The organism is Nostoc sp. WHI, from assembly GCF_015714725.1.
Taxonomy (GTDB): domain Bacteria; phylum Cyanobacteriota; class Cyanobacteriia; order Cyanobacteriales; family Nostocaceae; genus Nostoc.
In genome coordinates this window covers 1-17,939 of record NZ_WBKM01000016.1, presented here as the reverse complement: position 1 = coordinate 17,939, position 17,939 = coordinate 1, and the positions used below count along the sequence as shown (strand labels likewise).

20 protein-coding genes are annotated in these 17,939 nt (G+C 41.7%); 4 read left to right on the top strand and 16 right to left on the bottom strand.

The window, feature by feature from the left end:
- Nucleotides 1-206 precede the first annotated feature (206 nt).
- Nucleotides 207-1,877 carry an MBL fold metallo-hydrolase gene (locus F8S12_RS01520; protein ID WP_196514464.1) on the top strand — a complete coding sequence of 557 codons (1,671 nt, stop codon included), beginning with the start codon at nucleotides 207-209 and terminating at the stop codon, nucleotides 1,875-1,877.
- Nucleotides 1,878-1,917: 40 nt separating this feature from the next.
- Here F8S12_RS01520 and F8S12_RS01515 read toward each other — a convergent pair whose 3' ends face one another.
- From F8S12_RS01515 to F8S12_RS01475, 9 genes are all read right to left on the bottom strand, one after another.
- Nucleotides 1,918-2,229 (bottom strand): DUF6679 family protein, encoded by a 312-nt coding sequence (locus F8S12_RS01515; protein ID WP_196514463.1) that lies wholly within the window; start codon nucleotides 2,227-2,229, stop codon nucleotides 1,918-1,920.
- Nucleotides 2,230-3,184: 955 nt separating this feature from the next.
- Nucleotides 3,185-3,397 carry a hypothetical protein gene (locus F8S12_RS01510; RefSeq protein ID WP_196514462.1) on the bottom strand — a complete coding sequence of 71 codons (213 nt, stop codon included), beginning with the start codon at nucleotides 3,395-3,397 and terminating at the stop codon, nucleotides 3,185-3,187.
- A 261-nt stretch (nucleotides 3,398-3,658) separates the two neighbouring features.
- Complete coding sequence (locus F8S12_RS01505; protein WP_196514461.1) at nucleotides 3,659-4,447, bottom strand: Nif3-like dinuclear metal center hexameric protein; 789 nt, start codon at nucleotides 4,445-4,447, stop codon at nucleotides 3,659-3,661.
- Between the two features lie 32 nt (nucleotides 4,448-4,479).
- Nucleotides 4,480-5,229 carry a hypothetical protein gene (locus F8S12_RS01500; protein ID WP_196514460.1) on the bottom strand — a complete coding sequence of 250 codons (750 nt, stop codon included), beginning with the start codon at nucleotides 5,227-5,229 and terminating at the stop codon, nucleotides 4,480-4,482.
- A gap of 470 nt (nucleotides 5,230-5,699) precedes the next feature.
- Nucleotides 5,700-6,113 (bottom strand): secondary thiamine-phosphate synthase enzyme YjbQ, encoded by a 414-nt coding sequence (locus tag F8S12_RS01495; RefSeq protein ID WP_196514459.1) that lies wholly within the window; start codon nucleotides 6,111-6,113, stop codon nucleotides 5,700-5,702.
- Between the two features lie 43 nt (nucleotides 6,114-6,156).
- A complete protein-coding gene (locus F8S12_RS01490; protein ID WP_196514458.1) occupies nucleotides 6,157-6,381 on the bottom strand; it encodes a hypothetical protein in 225 nt (74 codons plus the stop codon).
- Nucleotides 6,378-6,881 (bottom strand): hypothetical protein, encoded by a 504-nt coding sequence (locus tag F8S12_RS01485; protein WP_196514457.1) that lies wholly within the window; start codon nucleotides 6,879-6,881, stop codon nucleotides 6,378-6,380. The genes F8S12_RS01490 and F8S12_RS01485 overlap by 4 nt, the downstream gene beginning before the upstream one ends.
- 27 nt (nucleotides 6,882-6,908) lie before the next feature.
- Entirely contained in the window at nucleotides 6,909-7,991 is a 1,083-nt protein-coding gene (locus tag F8S12_RS01480; protein WP_196514483.1) for a glycosyl transferase, read from the bottom strand.
- A gap of 132 nt (nucleotides 7,992-8,123) precedes the next feature.
- Nucleotides 8,124-9,314: an aminotransferase class V-fold PLP-dependent enzyme gene (locus tag F8S12_RS01475; protein WP_196514456.1), complete on the bottom strand. Its 1,191-nt coding sequence runs from the start codon at nucleotides 9,312-9,314 to the stop codon at nucleotides 8,124-8,126.
- Nucleotides 9,315-9,583: 269 nt separating this feature from the next.
- Here F8S12_RS01475 and crcB point away from each other — a divergent pair, with 269 nt between their 5' ends.
- Nucleotides 9,584-9,982 carry a fluoride efflux transporter CrcB gene (gene crcB, locus F8S12_RS01470; RefSeq protein ID WP_196514455.1) on the top strand — a complete coding sequence of 133 codons (399 nt, stop codon included), beginning with the start codon at nucleotides 9,584-9,586 and terminating at the stop codon, nucleotides 9,980-9,982.
- Between the two features lie 75 nt (nucleotides 9,983-10,057).
- Entirely contained in the window at nucleotides 10,058-10,354 is a 297-nt protein-coding gene (locus tag F8S12_RS01465) for a hypothetical protein (protein ID WP_196514454.1), read from the top strand.
- Between the two features lie 50 nt (nucleotides 10,355-10,404).
- Here the strand turns inward: F8S12_RS01465 and F8S12_RS01460 are convergent, their stop codons facing one another.
- The 5 genes from F8S12_RS01460 to F8S12_RS01440 form a co-directional block, all read right to left on the bottom strand.
- Nucleotides 10,405-11,088 (bottom strand): Uma2 family endonuclease, encoded by a 684-nt coding sequence (locus F8S12_RS01460; protein ID WP_196514453.1) that lies wholly within the window; start codon nucleotides 11,086-11,088, stop codon nucleotides 10,405-10,407.
- Between the two features lie 162 nt (nucleotides 11,089-11,250).
- Entirely contained in the window at nucleotides 11,251-12,192 is a 942-nt protein-coding gene (locus tag F8S12_RS01455) for a HEPN domain-containing protein (protein WP_196514452.1), read from the bottom strand.
- 187 nt (nucleotides 12,193-12,379) lie between these two features.
- Nucleotides 12,380-13,018: a Uma2 family endonuclease gene (locus F8S12_RS01450; RefSeq protein WP_196514451.1), complete on the bottom strand. Its 639-nt coding sequence runs from the start codon at nucleotides 13,016-13,018 to the stop codon at nucleotides 12,380-12,382.
- A 103-nt stretch (nucleotides 13,019-13,121) separates the two neighbouring features.
- Nucleotides 13,122-14,357 (bottom strand): LL-diaminopimelate aminotransferase, encoded by a 1,236-nt coding sequence (locus F8S12_RS01445; protein ID WP_196514450.1) that lies wholly within the window; start codon nucleotides 14,355-14,357, stop codon nucleotides 13,122-13,124.
- A 145-nt stretch (nucleotides 14,358-14,502) separates the two neighbouring features.
- Nucleotides 14,503-15,864: an NAD(P)/FAD-dependent oxidoreductase gene (locus tag F8S12_RS01440; protein WP_196514449.1), complete on the bottom strand. Its 1,362-nt coding sequence runs from the start codon at nucleotides 15,862-15,864 to the stop codon at nucleotides 14,503-14,505.
- A 231-nt stretch (nucleotides 15,865-16,095) separates the two neighbouring features.
- Between F8S12_RS01440 and ilvC the strand changes: the two genes are divergently transcribed.
- Nucleotides 16,096-17,091, top strand: a complete 996-nt coding sequence (gene ilvC, locus F8S12_RS01435; protein WP_196514448.1) for a ketol-acid reductoisomerase — start codon at nucleotides 16,096-16,098, stop codon at nucleotides 17,089-17,091.
- 128 nt (nucleotides 17,092-17,219) lie between these two features.
- On the opposite strand, the gene F8S12_RS01430 is transcribed toward ilvC, so the two are convergent.
- Nucleotides 17,220-17,384, bottom strand: coding sequence for a hypothetical protein (locus F8S12_RS01430; RefSeq protein ID WP_196514447.1), 165 nt, complete (start codon nucleotides 17,382-17,384; stop codon nucleotides 17,220-17,222).
- 12 nt (nucleotides 17,385-17,396) lie between these two features.
- A partial coding sequence (locus tag F8S12_RS01425; RefSeq protein WP_196514446.1) for a WD40 repeat domain-containing protein occupies nucleotides 17,397-17,939 on the bottom strand: 543 nt, incomplete at its 5' end.

The following is a 17,939-nucleotide window of genomic DNA, read 5'->3' as shown; positions in this document are numbered from 1 at the left end:
TTAGCTCCTAGTTTGATGGCTTTTGGTTAGCCCACCTTTCCGAACCAGTGCAAGTTCGGTGCAAGCGTCCTCCCCAATCAAAAATCTGTATTCTCAGGGTGTAGGGGCGCACAACAAAACTTACCCCTAAGTCACAAAACCAAAATTTGTGTAACTTTTGGCTTTTGGGATATGTCCATGATGATCAGGTTTGAGGGGAGGAGAGCATGAGGGATAATCTGTCGGTATCCTCTCGCGTAGATGCTGCGGAAGCGGGTAGTGAATTAGAATGTTTGCCCTATAGTGTCCAGCATGACAACGAGGGCGTGTGTTTATTGGTGAAGATGGGGCCACACCGCATCCTGTTGGACTGTGGTATGGAGGATATTTCATCCCTGGCGAAGGGGCTTACTAAATCGGTACATGGAACTAGTTCGCCTTTACCGGCAGATTTAGTTTTGGTTAGTCACGCCCACCCAGATCACGCCAGAGGCTTACTGGCACTGCATAAAGCTTTCCCAAAGTTACCTGTTTATGGCAGTGAGGTGACCACCAAGTTACTGCCACTGAATTGGCTAGACCAAAACGCTGAGGAAATTTCCCAATTTTGTCATGCCTTGCCGTTGCGATCGCCTGTGGAAATCCAAGAGGGTCTAATAGCAGAATTATTTCCCGCCGGGCATTTACCAGGAGCAGTAGCAATTCTGCTTACTTACACTACCCAGCAGCGTACTTACAAGCTACTATATACAGGCGACTTTTTCCTATCAAACTCCCGGTTGGTAGAAGGTTTGCGTTTAGAGGAACTGCGGGGCTTAGACTTAGATGTGCTGATCATTGAAGGCAGTTATGGCACATCCCGTCATCCCCATCGCCGCAACCAAGAAAATCAACTAGCAGAGCGAATTAATCGGGCGATCGCTGACCATTGTTCTGTAATCTTTCCCACTCCGGCTTTAGGATTGGGTCAAGAACTATTAATGCTCTTACGCTCTCATCACCACTTCACCGGACGAGATTTAGATATTTGGGTAGATGCTGCTGTTGCCACTGGGTGCGATGCCTACCTAGAACTACTACCCCACCTCCCCCCATCCGTCCAGAACTTCGCCCGCCATCAACCTTTGTTTTGGGATGAACGGGTACGTCCCCGCGTGCGTCGTTTACAGCCAGAACATCGTGCCACTGTGGGCAAGTCGCCTTGTATCGTCCTTACCGACTCTACATCTGATTTGGGTGAATATTGCCAATTAGACACTGGCCCCTGGCTGATCCTCCTGCCAGAAAAAATTGATATAAAAGTTAACAAAGAATATTTAACACCCACAACTGTCGAAACCTATCTTCTAGCTCAACATAGTGATGGCCCTGGCACTACGCAGCTAATTCATAATTTGCGGCCCCAACACGTAATTTTTGTTCACGGTTCTCCTGCCTACTTGGCAGACCTAACTAGCTTAGAGGAGTTACAAAACCGTTACCATGTGCATTCGCCGGCGGCTGACACCTTAGTAGAACTGCCCATCGGCGATACATTTTTACAGCCGGCAGCACCAGAGACTAACTACGAAGGTGAACTTACAGAGTTAGGAACAGTAATCACTATCACCCTACCTGATGTGATTACTGCTGATCCGCGTTGGCGGCAGTTTGCCGATACTGGTTTAGTCGAAGCTCGTTGGCAAGGGGAAGAACTAGTATTACGGGGATTGTCTCAACGAGAATTGCTCAACCAAAACAGCGATCGCTATACATGGACAGATGTAGACTGTTGCGGTACTTGCCGACATCAAAGGGGGCAGAGGTGTTGGAACCCAGCTTCCCCGTTGTATAACTTTAAGGTAACTCTAGAAGGTTACTGTCCTGCCTTTGAAGGTTTGTCTAGCCCTGAGTCCTGAGTACTGAGTTAGGTATTTATTAATCAGCACTCAGTAGTGATTATTCAGGATTTGAGTCAGTGTAATGGTTGCGGATGCGTTCAGCTTCAGGACAGTCTTCAGTCATTAGAGGTTCCACGTTACCGCGTGGTACTGAAGCCAATTTTTGCGTTACAGCACCAATGCTCTCAAGGCGAACCATTTCTTCCCAAGAACAAACTTCGTCCTCTTCTTCTGTTTCATAGCGTAGGGTCACTAAATCTCCCTCGATATCGATGATGCGGGCGCGTTCAATCCAGCGTTGCTGGTCCCGCAAGAAAACACATACCTCGCGCCCATCGCAACACAATTGATAAATCTTGCGGTGTAGCATGTATTGTTTCTGCCTTTTTAAACAATGTAGTTAAACCTATCAAAATCTCGGTTCTACCCCTTTACATTACACCCTTAGGAGGTTAATTTCACGGTTCAGAACAAGTACGTCTCCTGACTAATCGCAAGACTTGCTTGTAGTTGTCAGAATCTAGCGTAATCTTGGGTTATCAACCTGTACCAATCAACTCAATCTCCCTCAGGCTCATTCTCGGAAATGTCTGCTTCATAGAAGTCAAACAATCCGAAATTTGTCCTAATAAGGTTAGTATTTGCTGGTGAGTCCTTCTTACTATTATATAAAGTAATAAAGAATACTCCCACACAAGCGTTGATTGCGGTTGTTTAAGTTGCCTACTTATAGTAATTGGCATTACTGGGAAGTCCGCGGACTCGGCTTTATTTTTACCCCTATTGTGTTTGATCTTAACTCATTCTCTTGCTGACCTTCATGGTTTTCAACAACAACCCCCAAAGAGTTTTGAGTTTTTAGGGTTTTTACGTGATCAGGACTAGGGTAGGACTTACGCAAAATAGATTCCCCAATCTGTTTAAAAAGGGGGCTTTTAAGGCTACGGTGTCACACAAGCCCTAAAAACCTAGCTTAATAAGGCTTTCCTCGTTCCCCGGCTCCGCCTGGGAATGCATTCATTGAGTCTCTGGCTCACATGTCTGACTGGAGGCAGTAGCCCCTAATCGGCCATTCCCATGCTCTGCATGGCAACGAGAGAGCAATGGGAAATCGAGCTTTTTTGGACTTATGTGTACACCGTAAAGTAGTTTACTTCCACTTGTATGTACACCGTAGCTTTTTAAGGGAGACTAGGCGAGATAAAACTTTCAGGTTTTCAGTGCGTAAATCTTGTAAGGAAAAAGTAAGGGAGTAGGGATTAGAAAGACTTACACCAAGTTCCCTTGTGCCCTTCTGCTCTCCTGCTTCTGTTGAAGTATCAGCACTATTTATCCGGTAGGGTAAATTCCATGAGCACATTCGACGCGGATGCTTCTCGTTTAATTTGACCTGAGCGAACTGCATTGTATAGAGATGCGATCGCTGGTAAGTCTTCTGACTGATAGCATTTAGTGGTGAGCACTTGATGGAGCAAACCCTCAGATTCAACACTAAGATATCCAGTTTGGAAAGCAGATTCAACGAGTGTACGAATCATGTTGATTAGGGCAGAGTGAGCAATTGTTACATCTAGTGTGAAACATTTTCTTCTGCTGCTAGTTGATATGGAACATTAAAAGCATGTGATTATAGTTACAACTAATTAGTGATTTCCGTCACAAGATGGCTAGATTTAAAAATTTTAGATACATATATCACTGATATACGGATATAAGTTGGTACAAAAATTTCCAGTAACAATATTAAAATATAAAAAAATCTTTAGACAAGCTTCAAAAATATAGTCAACCACACGCAATCAAGCAAAAAACTGGCGGAAATCTTCATCCTTTTGACTCAACTGCACCCAGTCTAGGTTTAAGGACTGGAATTTTTGCACCAAGCGATCGCACGCCGGGCGTTCGGTAGCATAATGTCCGGCGTCGATTAAAATTAGATTGCAATCGCGGCTTTCTTGAAACTGATGAAACTTACAGTCAGAAGTCAGATAAGCTTGAGCGCCAGTTTTGGATACAGATGAAATGTAACTAGCCCCCGAACCACCCAAAACAGCAACTCGTGAAATTGTTTGCTGTAAATCAGCAGTTGGGGAGGAAATCAATTTAGGGGGAGCAAGTCGGGTTTGAATAGTTGTAAGTAACTCCTGTAGTGTCAGAAATGGCTCTAGCAAACCAACACGACCATATCCTAATCCTCCTTGTGTGGGTACTATGGGAGTAACTTCTTTGAGTTCCAAAATCTGAGCCAAAACGTCAGCAGTACCATCCTGCACTTGATCAAAATTCGTGTGGGCGCTGTAAATACCAATATTGTGGGTAAAGGCTAACCGTACCATTTCTGCGATCGCTTCACCACTGCGTAAAGATTTGGGAGGAGTAAAAATTAAGGGATGATGGGCAAAAATCAGATTAGCATTAAGAGCGATCGCTTCGTGCATTACCGCTAAAGTTGGTGTTAAACACACCAGAATCCGTGCTTTTTTCTGCAAAACTCCTGGCTCAATCTGCCAGCCACAATTATCCCAGCTTTCACACCAAGCAGGATTTGCCCATGCTTCAAACCAAGTAATTAAATCAGCAATTTTCATAATTATTTTCTTCAGCAATTAAAAATTGCCAATCAGTGTTTCTGTGGTTGAATATTTAATTTTAATGCTAATTGCTGGCGCATTTCCTGGAAAGGTTTGTTCCATACAGGGCAGGCATTCCACTCCCACACTGCCACTGGTATAAGTTGTTCTTCAGCAAGATAAGTTAGCAGACGATATTCATCTTCTGGTTCACGGGAAAAGGTGAAGGGGTTACGATAACCTGTGTCACACAGTTTATAAGATGTAATATGATCCTGACTAATACGTTGTAAAAGTTCTTTACCTTTGACGAGCAAATAATCCAAAAAAACTAGACTAAAAGGCTCTATATGTGCGCGATTTTGTGGCTCTTTTTGTACCCATCTTGCCCACTCAAATCCATACATAAAATCGTGAGCATAACGGAAGCGCATTTCCGTTTTATTTCCGAACATCTCTATCAGAGAAACCATCTTTTCACTAAAAACTTTTAAAAAAGGAATAGCGCCCTGATCTGCTACTAAAGCCTGCCTAAGCATACTACTTACAAGAAAATCAAAATCCCAGAAGATATTTTCTGGGAAATTTTGCAACTGAGTATACACTATGGATTCGAGAGTTTCCTGAAGGGCTATGATGAGTTTAATTTCGGTGTTTTGTTGAGTAATCAAATTTCCCAATTCTGCAAAACTGGTAATTAATTTCTTTTGGGGATTAAGTGACAACAGATTAACAGACTGCCGGGCAAGAATTACATCAATAAATTGGAAAGCATGAGTTGGTGTCAGTTTTTGCTTCATAGTAATTGAAATAGCCCAGACAGCTTACACCAAATATTAGTTTAGATTTAATTAACTAGATGATTAAACAATGACAAATAAACTTAACTTTTTAATTTACAAATTTAAACAAATTATTCAGTGTCTATCTGATTAATTTCGGATCAATGATTTTCATAGGAAAGTTATCACGACGAAATCATCATCAACCATTTGTCAATAAGTAATAGTGCTTAAAGCTTTGCCAAAATCAAAAGACCTCTTGCATAAATAATTTTTTATCTCACGCAAAGGCGCAAATTTGCAAGAAGTCTAAAGTCGTAAACACAATTTCTCAGTCAGCAATGCCTACGCCTGGCTACGCCTAAGCATCATACTTAAAAGCATATTACCGCTCATTTAACAATATTATACACATAGGATACGCAATAGAAACAGGGTATTTAAACCCTACAAAACTATACTTTAAATAAATGAAAACTGAGAACTATCTATCCAGAAATATGGACAACCAATTCTCTTAAATGACTGTGCTGGCGGTGTTCCCAAATATAAATTCCTTGCCAAGTTCCCAGCACCAAATGACCTCGATTAATGGGGATATGCTCAGAAGTTTGGGTGAGTACGGTACGAATATGTGCCGGCATATCATCGGCGCCTTCTGCATTGTGAATGTATTTTCCCGATTCTGGCACGAGTTTTGCCATAAAGTTAGCTAAATCTACAAGGACATCAGGATCGGCATTTTCTTGGATTACTAAACTGGCTGAAGTGTGGCGCAAAAATAGAGTACAAAGACCAGTTTCAACTCCCGACTCTGCAACTGTGGCTTCAATTTTCGCAGTAATGTTGTAAAAAGATTTGGCAGTGGTGGAAATTTTTAGTAACTTTTGGTAGTGACTCATTTGAAACAGTAATTATTGATGAAAGTAAAAGCTAATAAGCAATTCAATCTGCTTGATTTGGTTGTTGTTCCGCCGTTGATTGATTACTAGACTGAGTATGTCTTCTCTTAAAGAGGCTTAACACCGCATTTACAGATTCTTTTAGGAAATCGGGGATAATAGGTGTGCTAGGCAGATTGTGAGATAAAGCTGTAATGTTAGCCCGATCTGGCTCTGGCAGTTGTAAACTATTTTTAGAAGATTTTGTATCGTCTTGGTTGGTATTCATAGTTTTTGTAATTCAGGAATGAAATAAACTGTTACTTGATGTAACAAGGCAACAAAGGCGATTCCGGCAGTCACAAAAGTAGCGTATCTCAATCTCAAGGATTGAGAAATATCCTCTACTTGCTTCTGGTTCTCATTATAAGTCTCTCTCAAGTTAACTAACATCTGTGACTGGTATTCGTGAGGTGAGAACTTCAAATATTTATTCTGAAAATCGTCAGTTTCTAGGTTGGGGCTGACAAAAAATTTGCGTGGTAATAAAGCCCGTATTAGTAGCATAAAATTGACGAGAACTAACAATATCTCTAACGCACTGAAAAGACTAAATATCGTAATCAGTCTAGAGATTGTTAAAAAACTTAATAATGCAGTGTTTGTGACAAATAGGATGTTCATCTGAGTGATTAAAATTTGCCGTTCTTCTTTTTGTCTTTCAATCACTCGACGCACATCTTGGGAGGCTAATTCCAACGTTTCTTTGTCTATTGTTGGACTTTCCATGATTAATTTATGTTGTTTTGAATAACTTTAATTTGACTGTAAATATTTAATAACGGCATGAGCGATCGCTTCATTACCATTTTTAGCAATTAGTTCATATTGCTTCGGTGGTTGAGGTAACTCACGCAGAAAATCCCAAGTCCCTTGAAAAAACTCAGATGGGGTGATGATTTGATGCTGGTTATAATTAGTTATGCCTTCTAGTATAAAAGTTGCTTCGGCAAAATCATCACGCGGGATCGTAACAATAGGCACTCCCAATAGTGTGGCTTCAGCAAAAGTGCCGTAACCAGGTTTAGAAACAACTCGCCCACAAATAGGCATAAAATCTACAGGGCGGTATTTGCGATCGCTAATTTTCATTAAATTAGGTAAATCAGGGGCAGATTGATCAAAAACGATAAATTGCCAATCTGGAAATTGCCGCAGGTTATCATAGGGAATTTGCTGTAAACCCAAGCCGCCAAAGGTCAATAAAATAGTTTTTTCAACTGGTGCAGTTATTCCCCAAAGAGAACGTAAATCATCAGCAGAGTAACGGGGGGAACCGCCTGTTAATCCGACATCTGTGATATTATTAAAAGCTTGCATCGGTTCATGGAATGGTAGACGAAACAAGCGATCGCACTTTGAATACCAATCACTAATCCAATCGGCAACTGCTATAAATTCACCTCCCCAATCTCGGTAGATCAAGTCCCAGCCAAAGTTACTCATCATCCAGCAGGGAACATTTGCAGCTTTGGCAAATCCAGAAGCTAGGAAAGGAATATCTGCCAAGATGAGATTAACGCGATTTTGGCGGATAAAATTGACTTCTGAAGCAATCAGCGAATTTTGATGCTTCTTAATATCGAGCAACTTTTCTAAAGTCGCTACTTTATCCATTGTCAGACTATCAGTTTGCACCACACCCAAATCAAATGCACGGGGACGATAGATAAAATCGCCTTCTAGATAACACTCTAGTAACCAGCGTGGGGCAGTAGTCGCTAGAATTAGCAGAACTTCTGGACATAACTTTTGAATTGTCGCAGCTACAGAAGCCGTGCGCGCTGCATGACCAAAGCCGTGATTAGTTATGGCTAAATATAAAATTGGGCGTTCCATTTTCAAGTTAGGAGTCATTCAATTTTGGATTTTGGATTTTAGATTTTAGATTGAAGAAAAATCTAAAATTGGCAGAGTTAGGAGTTAAAATCATCATTTCCACACTGATAAGTTATAACTCCTAATTTTTAACTAAGTTTTGCAAAAGCTTTGAATCGTCTCAACTAATTGGTCAATTTCCGATTCTAAAGTAAAGTAATGGACGGTGGCGCGTATACAGCTAGGATCGGCAATTGTGCGAGTTAATATTCTTTGTGAGTCTAAAAATTGCACCAATTTGAGATTAGCTTGGGGCTGATTATTTGTAAGTTGAAAAGAAACTATACCGCTTTCAGGTGGGGAAGTTCGCAAACATTTAACATCGGGTAACGCCGCTAACTGTCGCCAGAGGTAATGACTGTTATGGCAAATTTGCTCGTAACGTTCTTGTGACGTTCCCCATTGCTGATGGATGGCGATCGCTTCCCGTAACCCAACATACAATGGATAAGCTAATGTAGACACTTCGTATCGTCGCCCATCTGGAAGCCAATCCACAGGTTGAGATTGACTATCTACAACAATGCCATTCAAGCCAATAAATGTTGGTTTCAGGCTTTCTCGTGCTTCTGGTCGCACATACAAACCACCCGCACCCGCAGGGCCACATAACCATTTGTGACCAGTGAAAGCATAAAAATCTACTCCCAATTCAGTTAAGTTTAAAGGCAACAAACCAGCAGATTGGGCAGCATCTATCAATAGTAAAGAATGATTATTTCTGCATACTTCGGCAATTTTATCAAGAGGTAAAACTTGACCCGTATTCCAGAAAACATGACTCAATATCACAAGACGGGTATTAGGGCGCAAATGTTGGACAATAATTTTTACGGGATCGCCCTCATTTAAGGTTGCCTTTAAGGGACAGGTAGTAACTTCTACAGCGAATCTCCGCGCGATTTCCTGCGATGTAGCAATCACGCCTGGATGTTCGCAGTCTGAAAGCAATATATGGTCGCCAGCACGCCATTCAATGCCCCACATGGCGATATTACAGCCAACAGTGACATTTTGGGTGAGGGTAATTGTTTGACTTGGTGCGTGTAACTCCGAAGCGATCGCTTCTCTTGCGGCTTGAGTCTGGGGTGCTATCCAGCCATACGCCTCATTGCCAAAGGGGCCAATATGCTGAACATGAGCTTGAGTTTGGGCGATCGCATCCATTGCTTTTTGGGGCATCGGGCCTTGTCCGCCGTAGTTAAAATAAGTCTTATTTGCTAAAGCGGGAAATTGCTCTCGATGCCGATGCAGCTTGATTGGTGATGCAGAAATACTAGTCATAATTTACAAGGGATATCTGTTGTTTGCAAGCTATTAATTAATATCAGAGGTATTCGTACTTTGCGGTATGAACAACGCTAAAAATAGTGATGAGATTAATTTAAGCCCTCGCTGCCAAATTTCATCTCGTAAGTTGCAAAGTTTAGTGTTGGATGAAAACTGCACTCTTATATTATAATACGTAGCCGCTTGTTATTAGACATTACTTGACTTGTTAACACTTGACCAAGTTAAATCACACAAGGAGATGATTAGACAAAAAATTGAATATGCTACAACAAGAAGACATTCGCAATGCGATCGCTATTAGTTTGGGTGCGATCGCAGGTGCTTTAAGTCGCTACTATCTGACATTGTGGTTTGCCCAACGCTTCGGCAGCAGTTTTCCTTATGGTACTTTTTTTATTAATCTTAGCGGTTGTTTAGCAATGGGATTTTTCGCTACCCTGGCTGTAGAGAAGGTGGCAATTATTTCCCCAGAAATGCGGTTATTAATAACAACAGGATTTTTAGGAGCATATACAACTTTCTCTACCTACGGTTTAGATACTATCTCCTTATTACGTAATAGCACTTTGTTAACAACAACTCTCTACTGGGCTGGCAGCGCCATCTTCGGAATTATCAGTGTTCAGTTAGGGGTACTTCTTGCCAGATTATGGAGGTAGAGAAATGAGAGAGATACTGATTTAAGCAAGTTTTAAAGTTATTCGTAAGTTATTAAGTGATAAGAGGTTTGACAAATGAAGAATCATGGATTTGGCAAATTAGTTATCTTTCTAAATCAATTGGAACAAGAGAGAATTAGTTACACTCTAGCCCATCATCGGGATGAAACCATTATGGTGAATGTAGCTGTGGCTGGAGAGCGATGGGAAGTGGAATTTTTTGAGGATGGTTCGGTTGAGGTAGAACGATTTGTTAGTAGTGGAGAAATTAATGGGGAAGAGGTTTTTAGTGAATTATTTGCTATGTATTCAGAGCCAGAAAGTCATTCTGCCAAACTTACCCAAAACGCTAACTTGGCAAGCAGAAGATGAAGGCGATCGCACAACAGACTCGGTTAAAACCTGCTCAACTAAAATACTCATTAATTTTCCTCTACTACTGTTGATGATTTTGCTAACTGTTCCCTTACCCATTGACGCAGATGACGAATTAAGCTCGTTTCCCCCATCGTTAAACTTAACTCCAAAAACTTCATCAGCACAGCAGCATCAAACATAGGCAATACTAACGACACCTCACGGGGTTGATAGTCATCATTAACCAAACTGCAAATTGTCAAAATCTCACGATCAAAACGCCACACCTCTGGCACACCCAACGCCGCATAAATACCCATCCGATTCATCGAACTGGTGGTACTATCAACCTCAATCGCCAAATCTGGGGGTGGATCAATTGTCAAATTAATCGCATCCTTACCGCGCACAGCTAACTCATTTTGAATGTAATAACACTCATCTGGCTCTAAACCCTTTCGTAAATCTTCTCGTGTCCAAGTTGTAGAACCTAAACTGCAAATTTCAATTCCTAACTCTTCCGTAGTAGCTTCAACAAAACGACCCAATAATCGTTTATAACGTTCGTGTGGTGGTAGCGGCATCATAATCTCCAAAGTTCCATCATCATAAGTCAGTCGCGTTCCTGGTTGTGACTCCAAGTCTCGCACTAAATTCTGATAGGTATCCCAGTGAATGCCTTGAAGTATAGTTATGTTTGTAGGTAATGATTTTGCCAAAGGCGTGTCAGAAGCGATCGCAGAAGTCATAGTTTTCTCCTTTAGCTATAAATATTCAGTTCTTTGAGATATTCCACTCATTTTAACTCGCACCTCAGATAGATCAGTGCCATCTTTGAAGATTAAATGAGTGCGATCGCATTTTATCTACCCTGTAAAATCGAACCTTTAATTTAACTGCTCATCTCAAGGCTAATCATTATTTGTATATGTGATTGCTGGGTCACGAAGTTCGTATCCGACTATGGCAGAGTAGAGACGGCGTATAACGTCTTCAATTTTATAACTTTTATCGCGTAAATCTGGATAGAAAGCCCCTTCATGTAGAATCTTGCTGCGGATTGCATAAGCTTCGTCCAGAATTTTTAATGCCATTTTGTCCTCAGTTAAATGAGTTATAAAAAGACGTTTAATAGCGTGTGAGACAGATTCACGCGTTAGATTACTGATACTCCCTTCGAGCGATCGCTTTATATCATCAGGTAAATCCAGTGAATCTTGCACCTTATTTAAGGTATCTTTTACAATTTTTTTTAAATCTGGGTATTCAAATTTTTTCTGTTCAGCTAATGGCTCAAGTGCTGATACAAGACCAACAAATCTTGCACGTTCTGTCGCCTCTAAACGAGCTGCGGCAAAAAGCTCCATTGAGACGAGCAGCCGTTTATTATTAATTGGGATATTAGAAGTGAAAGTTTGCTCCACTACTTCAACAACTAGGTTTGCTCCACTAGTTGACATACCACGAAATTCTATCCCCATCAGCATCCCTTCGTGTAGAGTCCGATCATATACTACACATGGCAGTGGAGTGTGATATTCTAACCGCAGTGGACATTTTAATGAGACTGCTGCCCACAAAACTGACATTGCAAACTTTAAACCAGCCTCCTCTGCTTCGCTAGCAGTAGCAAAACCTTCTAAATAGGCTGTAAATTTCTGAAATTCAAACTTTTTATTTTGGCGAGGAATCAGACGAACAATCAGATCATTGCCCAAAATGAGACAACTTTCTCCATCAAAACCAAACTGATGGGTATCACCAAGAATAATATCAACCTTTGAGCCATAGGGTCTAAGTTTAGGTTTGTCTGCTATTTCGTATCTTGTTTTTGGTAAATGATTACTTGGCATTTACTAATCTTACTCCTCTAAGTATTGCTAGTTAGGTAACTTTAACTATAACCGTTAAGATACCAAAACTGATGCCCAACAAACCTACACCTTAAAGTTTTCCGTAATTTGCTGAACTGTTTAACTCGCCATTTCTCTCACCATTTCCCGAAATGCGATCGCACCTTATACTGCTTATTTTTATTTACTAAATCATTGCTTCCAATTCTTTCAAAGCTTGAAAACTTCCGACTTGCCAACTACGTTCCACAGCAGCCGGTATAATTTGAGTAATAGCTATATCTTCAAAATTAGGATTGGTATTAGATTTTATGTACTTCCCATCTTTCAGCAAATAAATAGAAAGGCTCCCGCGATCGTAAACCCATAGTTCTGAGACTCCAATCGCTTCATAAGCATCAAGAGTAGTTGTCGATGTGACATCAGTTTCAATCGCTAAATCTGGCGGCGGATCATCAGGTTGTAAACGGCGATGACCAATCATCCGTTGATAATTCTGAATATAAAAGCAAGCATCAGGTTCAACTCCTGCTACACCTTGCCGTTTAAAGGTGGTGGAACCAAAAGGTTGATATCTAATATCTTTAGCCTTCAGCAATATTTTGACAATATCAGAAATTAAATCTTTAGGTATTTCATGTTCTGGTAAGGGAGCCATAATTTCTAAAGTACCCAGGCTATAGGCAATTCGTGTAGTTCTTTTTTCTCCCAATTCTTTTAAAATAGATTCAAATTCTTCCCAGCTAACATCTGGAATGGTCACGGTGCTACCAGGTGCTAACTGCATCTGGCTAACAGCTTTGAAAACGGGGATGGCAGCAGTCATAACTAAAATATAAATAATTATCAGGTTGCGGTGGATAATACAGCCCACCGTAACCTTTAGATTAATAGATTGAGTTTAACAAAAGCGGCTAAAAGCGATCGCTTTACACCTGAAATTTCTCAGCAATCCGCTTCATCGCCTCTTCGACATTCTCCCGACTGTTAAACGCCGAAATGCGGAAGAAACCTTCACCCGCAGCACCAAAGCCAGAACCGGGTGTTCCCACAACGTTAACAGTTTGCAATAACTTATCAAAGAATTCCCAACTTGATAAACCATTAGGCGTTTTCACCCAGACATAAGGTGCATTCACGCCACCATACACCGCTAATCCGGCGGCTGTGAGTTTCTCGCGGATAATTTTGGCGTTTTCTAGATAGAAACTAACCAATCCCTTAATTTGTGCCTGTCCTTCTTCAGAGTAAACTGCTTCGGCTCCCCGTTGGACGATGTAGGACACGCCATTAAATTTGGTGGACTGGCGGCGATTCCACAGTTTCCATAGTTCCACATCGGAACCATCGGCAGCTTTTCCTGTGAGTGTTTTTGGTACAACAGTTAATGCACAGCGAGTTCCCGTAAAACCTGCATTTTTGGAGAAAGAACGAAATTCGATCGCAACTTCCCTTGCACCTTCAATTTCATAAATTGAGTGGGGAATCGACGGATCGGTAATGTAGGCTTCGTAGGCTGCATCAAAGAAAATAATCGAGTTATTCGCTTTGGCATAGTCCACCCATGTCTTGAGATATTCCTTCGTAGCAGTTGCGCCAGTGGGATTATTGGGGAAGCAAAGATAAATTAAATCAACTTTCTTTGAGGGAATCTCTGCGGTGAAATTGTTGTCAGCCGTAATTGGCAAATAGACTAAACCCTCAAATTCGCCTTTCTCGTTGGCATTCCCCGTATTTCCCACCATTACATTCGTATCTACATATACGGGATAAACGGGGTCAGTAACGGCAATTATATTGTCATGACCAAAAATCTCCAAAATGTTGCCACTGTCGCACTTGGAACCGTCGGAGATAAAGATTTCTGAGGCATCGATCGCAGCTCCCCGCCCTTGGAAATCTTGAGTAGCAATTTTTTCTCGTAACCAAGCATAACCTTGCTCTGGGCCGTAGCCTTTGAAGGTGTTGCGATCGCCCATTTCCTCTACAGCTTTAATCATCGCTGTGCGGCAAGCCTCCGGCAGAGGTTCGGTAACATCGCCAATGCCCAGTCGGATAATTTTAGCATCAGGATTCGCTTGTGCAAAGACATTCACCCGACGAGCAATTTCTGGAAACAGATAACCCGCTTTCAGCTTCAGGTAGTTGTCGTTAATAGTTGCCATTATGTAAATTATGAAAAACGCCCTAAAATAGCTTACTGCTAATTTATAAGGGCGGGGAGTAAGAATTTTAGATTTTAGATTTTGGATTTTAGATTGAAATTTAATCCAAAATCCAAAATTGAATTGCCCAATGCCCCATAATCAACTAGACATTTATCGGCTGTTTATTACTCGCTGATGTGTAATAACCTTTACCATCGCCAATTCCGAACGGCGTGAGTGATTCTTGACCTGTAATCAATCTTGCTCCACGATTACGGCTGAAATAGTTCCATGCCCACTGAATTGTCACTATTAATTTGTTGTCAAATTCAATTAAAAAGTAAACGTGAATCAACAGCCAAAACAGCCATGCAAAGAAACCTTTAAGCTTGATAAAGCCCAAATCTACCACGGCAGAATTATGCCCAATCATCGCTAAACTACCGCGATCAACATAAGAAAAGGGTGGTAAACTGTTACCTGCAAGCCGCTTTTGGACTAGTTTTGCTACATATTCTCCTTGTTGGGTTGCTACAGGTGCAACACCAGGTAGTGGTTTACTATTTTGATGAGAAAAATTTGCTAAGTCGCCAATTACAAAAATATTGGGATGTCCCTTAATACTCAAGTCAGATTCAACGATAATCCGTCCAGCGCGATCGCATTCGGCACCTGTGTGTTCTGCTAGCACTTTTCCCATTGCTGAAGCTTTCACACCTGCTGCCCATAATACGGTTTTTGAGGCAATTTCTTTCACTTCATCGCCTTGTTTGAGGGTAACAATATCGTTCTCAATATTCGTTACCAATGTTTTTGTTTGGACAATCACCCCCAACCGCGTCAGAGATACTTCTGCTTCTTGTGATAACTCTGATGCAAAGGGTGGCAGAATCCGATCCAAACCTTCTAATAACAAAATATTGGCTTCCGATGTGTCGATGTTGCGGAAATCTTCTTTGAGAGTTTGGTTTGCCAATTCTGCGATCGCGCCTGCCAATTCTACACCAGTAGGGCCACCACCAACAATTACAAAAGTTAACCAAGCACGGCGTTTTTCTGGATCAGTTTCTTTTTCTGCGGCTTCAAACGCCGTAAAGATTCGACGACGCATTCCTATGGCATCTTCTACGGTTTTCAAGCCTGGGGCGAATTCTTCCCAGCTGTCTTTACCAAAATAAGAATGCTTGGCGCCTGTAGCAACAATTAACGTATCGTAAGGTATTGCTTCGTCACCTACAAGCACTTTTTGTGCTTGTGGATCAATATTATTCACCTCTCCTAGCAGCACTTTTGTATTCTTGCTCTTACTCAGTATGGAACGCAAGGGTGAGGAAATATCAGCAGGAGATAGGGTACCTGTGGCAACTTGGTATAAGAGAGGTTGAAATAGATGAAAGTTGCGTTTATCGATTAGAGTAACGTTTACCGCCGCCTTCGCGAGTGTTTTTGCAGCATAAAGTCCACCAAAACCACCGCCAACAATAACTACTTGATGGGGTGGATTATTGTCAAGTGAATTTACCATAAGAAATATTTCCCTGGGTAAGGAGTGCTGTAACTATTCTTTACAAATTTTATATCAAAATTGTCGTCATTGGTTCTGTATAGCTTTTTACATCTGTAACCACGAGGGAACGGAGGGTTGGGGATAAGGGGGCAATGCCCAATGCCCAATGTTGATTTTTAGTTACTCAATTTGGGGTACAATCGAAAGTCTGCAAATTAATGACGATGCTTGCTGACAGGAGATGCTTCTATGGCCCGGATGTATTATGACGAAGATGCCAATTTAGACCTTTTGGCTGGAAAAACTATTGCCATCATCGGCTATGGTTCTCAAGGTCATGCCCATGCTCTCAATTTAAAAGATAGTGGTTTGAATGTGATTGTGGGACTATATCCGGGTAGTAAGTCAGTAGCAAAAGCTGAAGCATCTGGGTTAACTGTGAAAAATGTTGCAGATGCTGCCAATGCTGCTGACTTGATCATGATTTTGCTACCTGATGAAGTCCAAAAAACGATTTACAAAAACGAGATTGAACCAAATCTACAAGAAGGAAATGTGTTAGCTTTTGCCCACGGATTTAATATTCACTTTGGGCAAGTTGTACCACCTGCTAACGTAGATGTGGTGATGGTAGCACCAAAAGGGCCGGGGCATTTAGTGCGGCGGACTTTTGAACAGGGGGAAGGTGTACCAGCGCTATTTGCAGTTTATCAAGATGCTAGTGGTCAGGCACGCGATCGCGCGATGGCTTATGCTAAAGGTATCGGTGGTAGCCGCGCCGGGATTCTTGAAACGACTTTCCGCGAAGAAACCGAAACAGATTTATTTGGCGAACAAGCAGTATTATGTGGTGGTTTGAGTGCTTTAATCAAAGCCGGATTTGAAACTTTGGTAGAAGCTGGTTATCAACCAGAATTGGCTTATTTTGAATGTCTCCATGAAGTCAAGCTGATTGTTGACTTGGTGGTAGAAGGCGGTTTAGCTAAAATGCGCGACAGTATTTCTAATACTGCTGAATACGGCGATTATACCCGTGGCCCAAGGATTGTCACTGAACAAACTAAAGCTGAAATGCAGAAGATTCTCAGCGAAATTCAATCTGGACAATTTGCACGGGAATTTGTTCTGGAAAACCAAGCTGGTAAACCCGGATTTACCGCCTTGCGTCGCAAAGAAGCTGAACACAAAATTGAGGAAGTTGGTAAAGATTTACGCGCTATGTTTAGCTGGTTGAAAAAGGCTTAATTAGAATGAGGAGCCAAAGACTAAAGTCGCGGCTATATGGACTAATCAGCGCGCCCACAAATTTTACTGTGGGCACGCTTCGATAATGACCGATCGCACCATCAAACTCTTCAGTAAAACATCATCATTTAAAATAATACAGGCGATCGCACGTAAATATCTAAGCTTTCGTCAACAAAATCACGATTTTTATCACTAACATTGCGATTTTTGTTATAAAGCTTTGCTTGTTGGTTGTGTTTAGCAGAGAATACAGTTGCGATCGCACTATTATCAACCAAAGCGATTCCCAATGCAAAATGGTATCACCTGCGTGTGCCAATATCATCACATAAATGGCGATCGCTCTTGCTCACATTGGGGTTATTTTGCAAATAATCGCGCACCCAAGCACAACCCTTAACCATTAAATCATCCAAATTGAGATTCCACAACTTCACCGTCTTGTCAGAACTTGCAAAGGCAATGGTTTGGCCGTCGGGGCTAAATGCCACGCTATAAACCGGATAGCTATGGAACTCTTGCAGAGTTTGTAACTCCTGCCCCTGGCGATTCCACAACTTCACCGTGTTGTCAGAACTTGCAGAGGCAATGGTTTGGCCGTCGGGGCTAAATGCCACGCTATAAACCGAATTGCTATGACCTTTGAGCGTTTGTAACTCCTGCCCCTGGCGATTCCACAACTTCACCGTCTTGTCTAAACTTGCAGAGGCAATGGTTTGGCTGTCGGGGCTAAATGCCACGCTATAAACCGAATAGCTATGACCTTTGAGAGTTTGTAACTCCTGCCCCTGGCGATTCCACAACTTCACCGTGTTGTCAGAACTTGCAGAGGCAATGGTTTGGCC

Bases quoted from the DNA above. Each gene is read 5' to 3' on its own strand.
- F8S12_RS01520 (WP_196514464.1), top strand. From the start codon at position 207: ATGAGGGATAATCTGTCGGTATCCTCTCGCGTAGATGCTGCGGAAGCG.
- F8S12_RS01515 (WP_196514463.1), bottom strand. From the start codon at position 2,229: ATGCTACACCGCAAGATTTATCAATTGTGTTGCGATGGGCGCGAGGTA.
- F8S12_RS01510 (WP_196514462.1), bottom strand. From the start codon at position 3,397: ATGATTCGTACACTCGTTGAATCTGCTTTCCAAACTGGATATCTTAGT.
- F8S12_RS01505 (WP_196514461.1), bottom strand. From the start codon at position 4,447: ATGAAAATTGCTGATTTAATTACTTGGTTTGAAGCATGGGCAAATCCT.
- F8S12_RS01500 (WP_196514460.1), bottom strand. From the start codon at position 5,229: ATGAAGCAAAAACTGACACCAACTCATGCTTTCCAATTTATTGATGTA.
- F8S12_RS01495 (WP_196514459.1), bottom strand. From the start codon at position 6,113: ATGAGTCACTACCAAAAGTTACTAAAAATTTCCACCACTGCCAAATCT.
- F8S12_RS01490 (WP_196514458.1), bottom strand. From the start codon at position 6,381: ATGAATACCAACCAAGACGATACAAAATCTTCTAAAAATAGTTTACAA.
- F8S12_RS01485 (WP_196514457.1), bottom strand. From the start codon at position 6,881: ATGGAAAGTCCAACAATAGACAAAGAAACGTTGGAATTAGCCTCCCAA.
- F8S12_RS01480 (WP_196514483.1), bottom strand. From the start codon at position 7,991: ATGGAACGCCCAATTTTATATTTAGCCATAACTAATCACGGCTTTGGT.
- F8S12_RS01475 (WP_196514456.1), bottom strand. From the start codon at position 9,314: ATGACTAGTATTTCTGCATCACCAATCAAGCTGCATCGGCATCGAGAG.
- crcB (WP_196514455.1), top strand. From the start codon at position 9,584: ATGCTACAACAAGAAGACATTCGCAATGCGATCGCTATTAGTTTGGGT.
- F8S12_RS01465 (WP_196514454.1), top strand. From the start codon at position 10,058: ATGAAGAATCATGGATTTGGCAAATTAGTTATCTTTCTAAATCAATTG.
- F8S12_RS01460 (WP_196514453.1), bottom strand. From the start codon at position 11,088: ATGACTTCTGCGATCGCTTCTGACACGCCTTTGGCAAAATCATTACCT.
- F8S12_RS01455 (WP_196514452.1), bottom strand. From the start codon at position 12,192: ATGCCAAGTAATCATTTACCAAAAACAAGATACGAAATAGCAGACAAA.
- F8S12_RS01450 (WP_196514451.1), bottom strand. From the start codon at position 13,018: ATGACTGCTGCCATCCCCGTTTTCAAAGCTGTTAGCCAGATGCAGTTA.
- F8S12_RS01445 (WP_196514450.1), bottom strand. From the start codon at position 14,357: ATGGCAACTATTAACGACAACTACCTGAAGCTGAAAGCGGGTTATCTG.
- F8S12_RS01440 (WP_196514449.1), bottom strand. From the start codon at position 15,864: ATGGTAAATTCACTTGACAATAATCCACCCCATCAAGTAGTTATTGTT.
- ilvC (WP_196514448.1), top strand. From the start codon at position 16,096: ATGGCCCGGATGTATTATGACGAAGATGCCAATTTAGACCTTTTGGCT.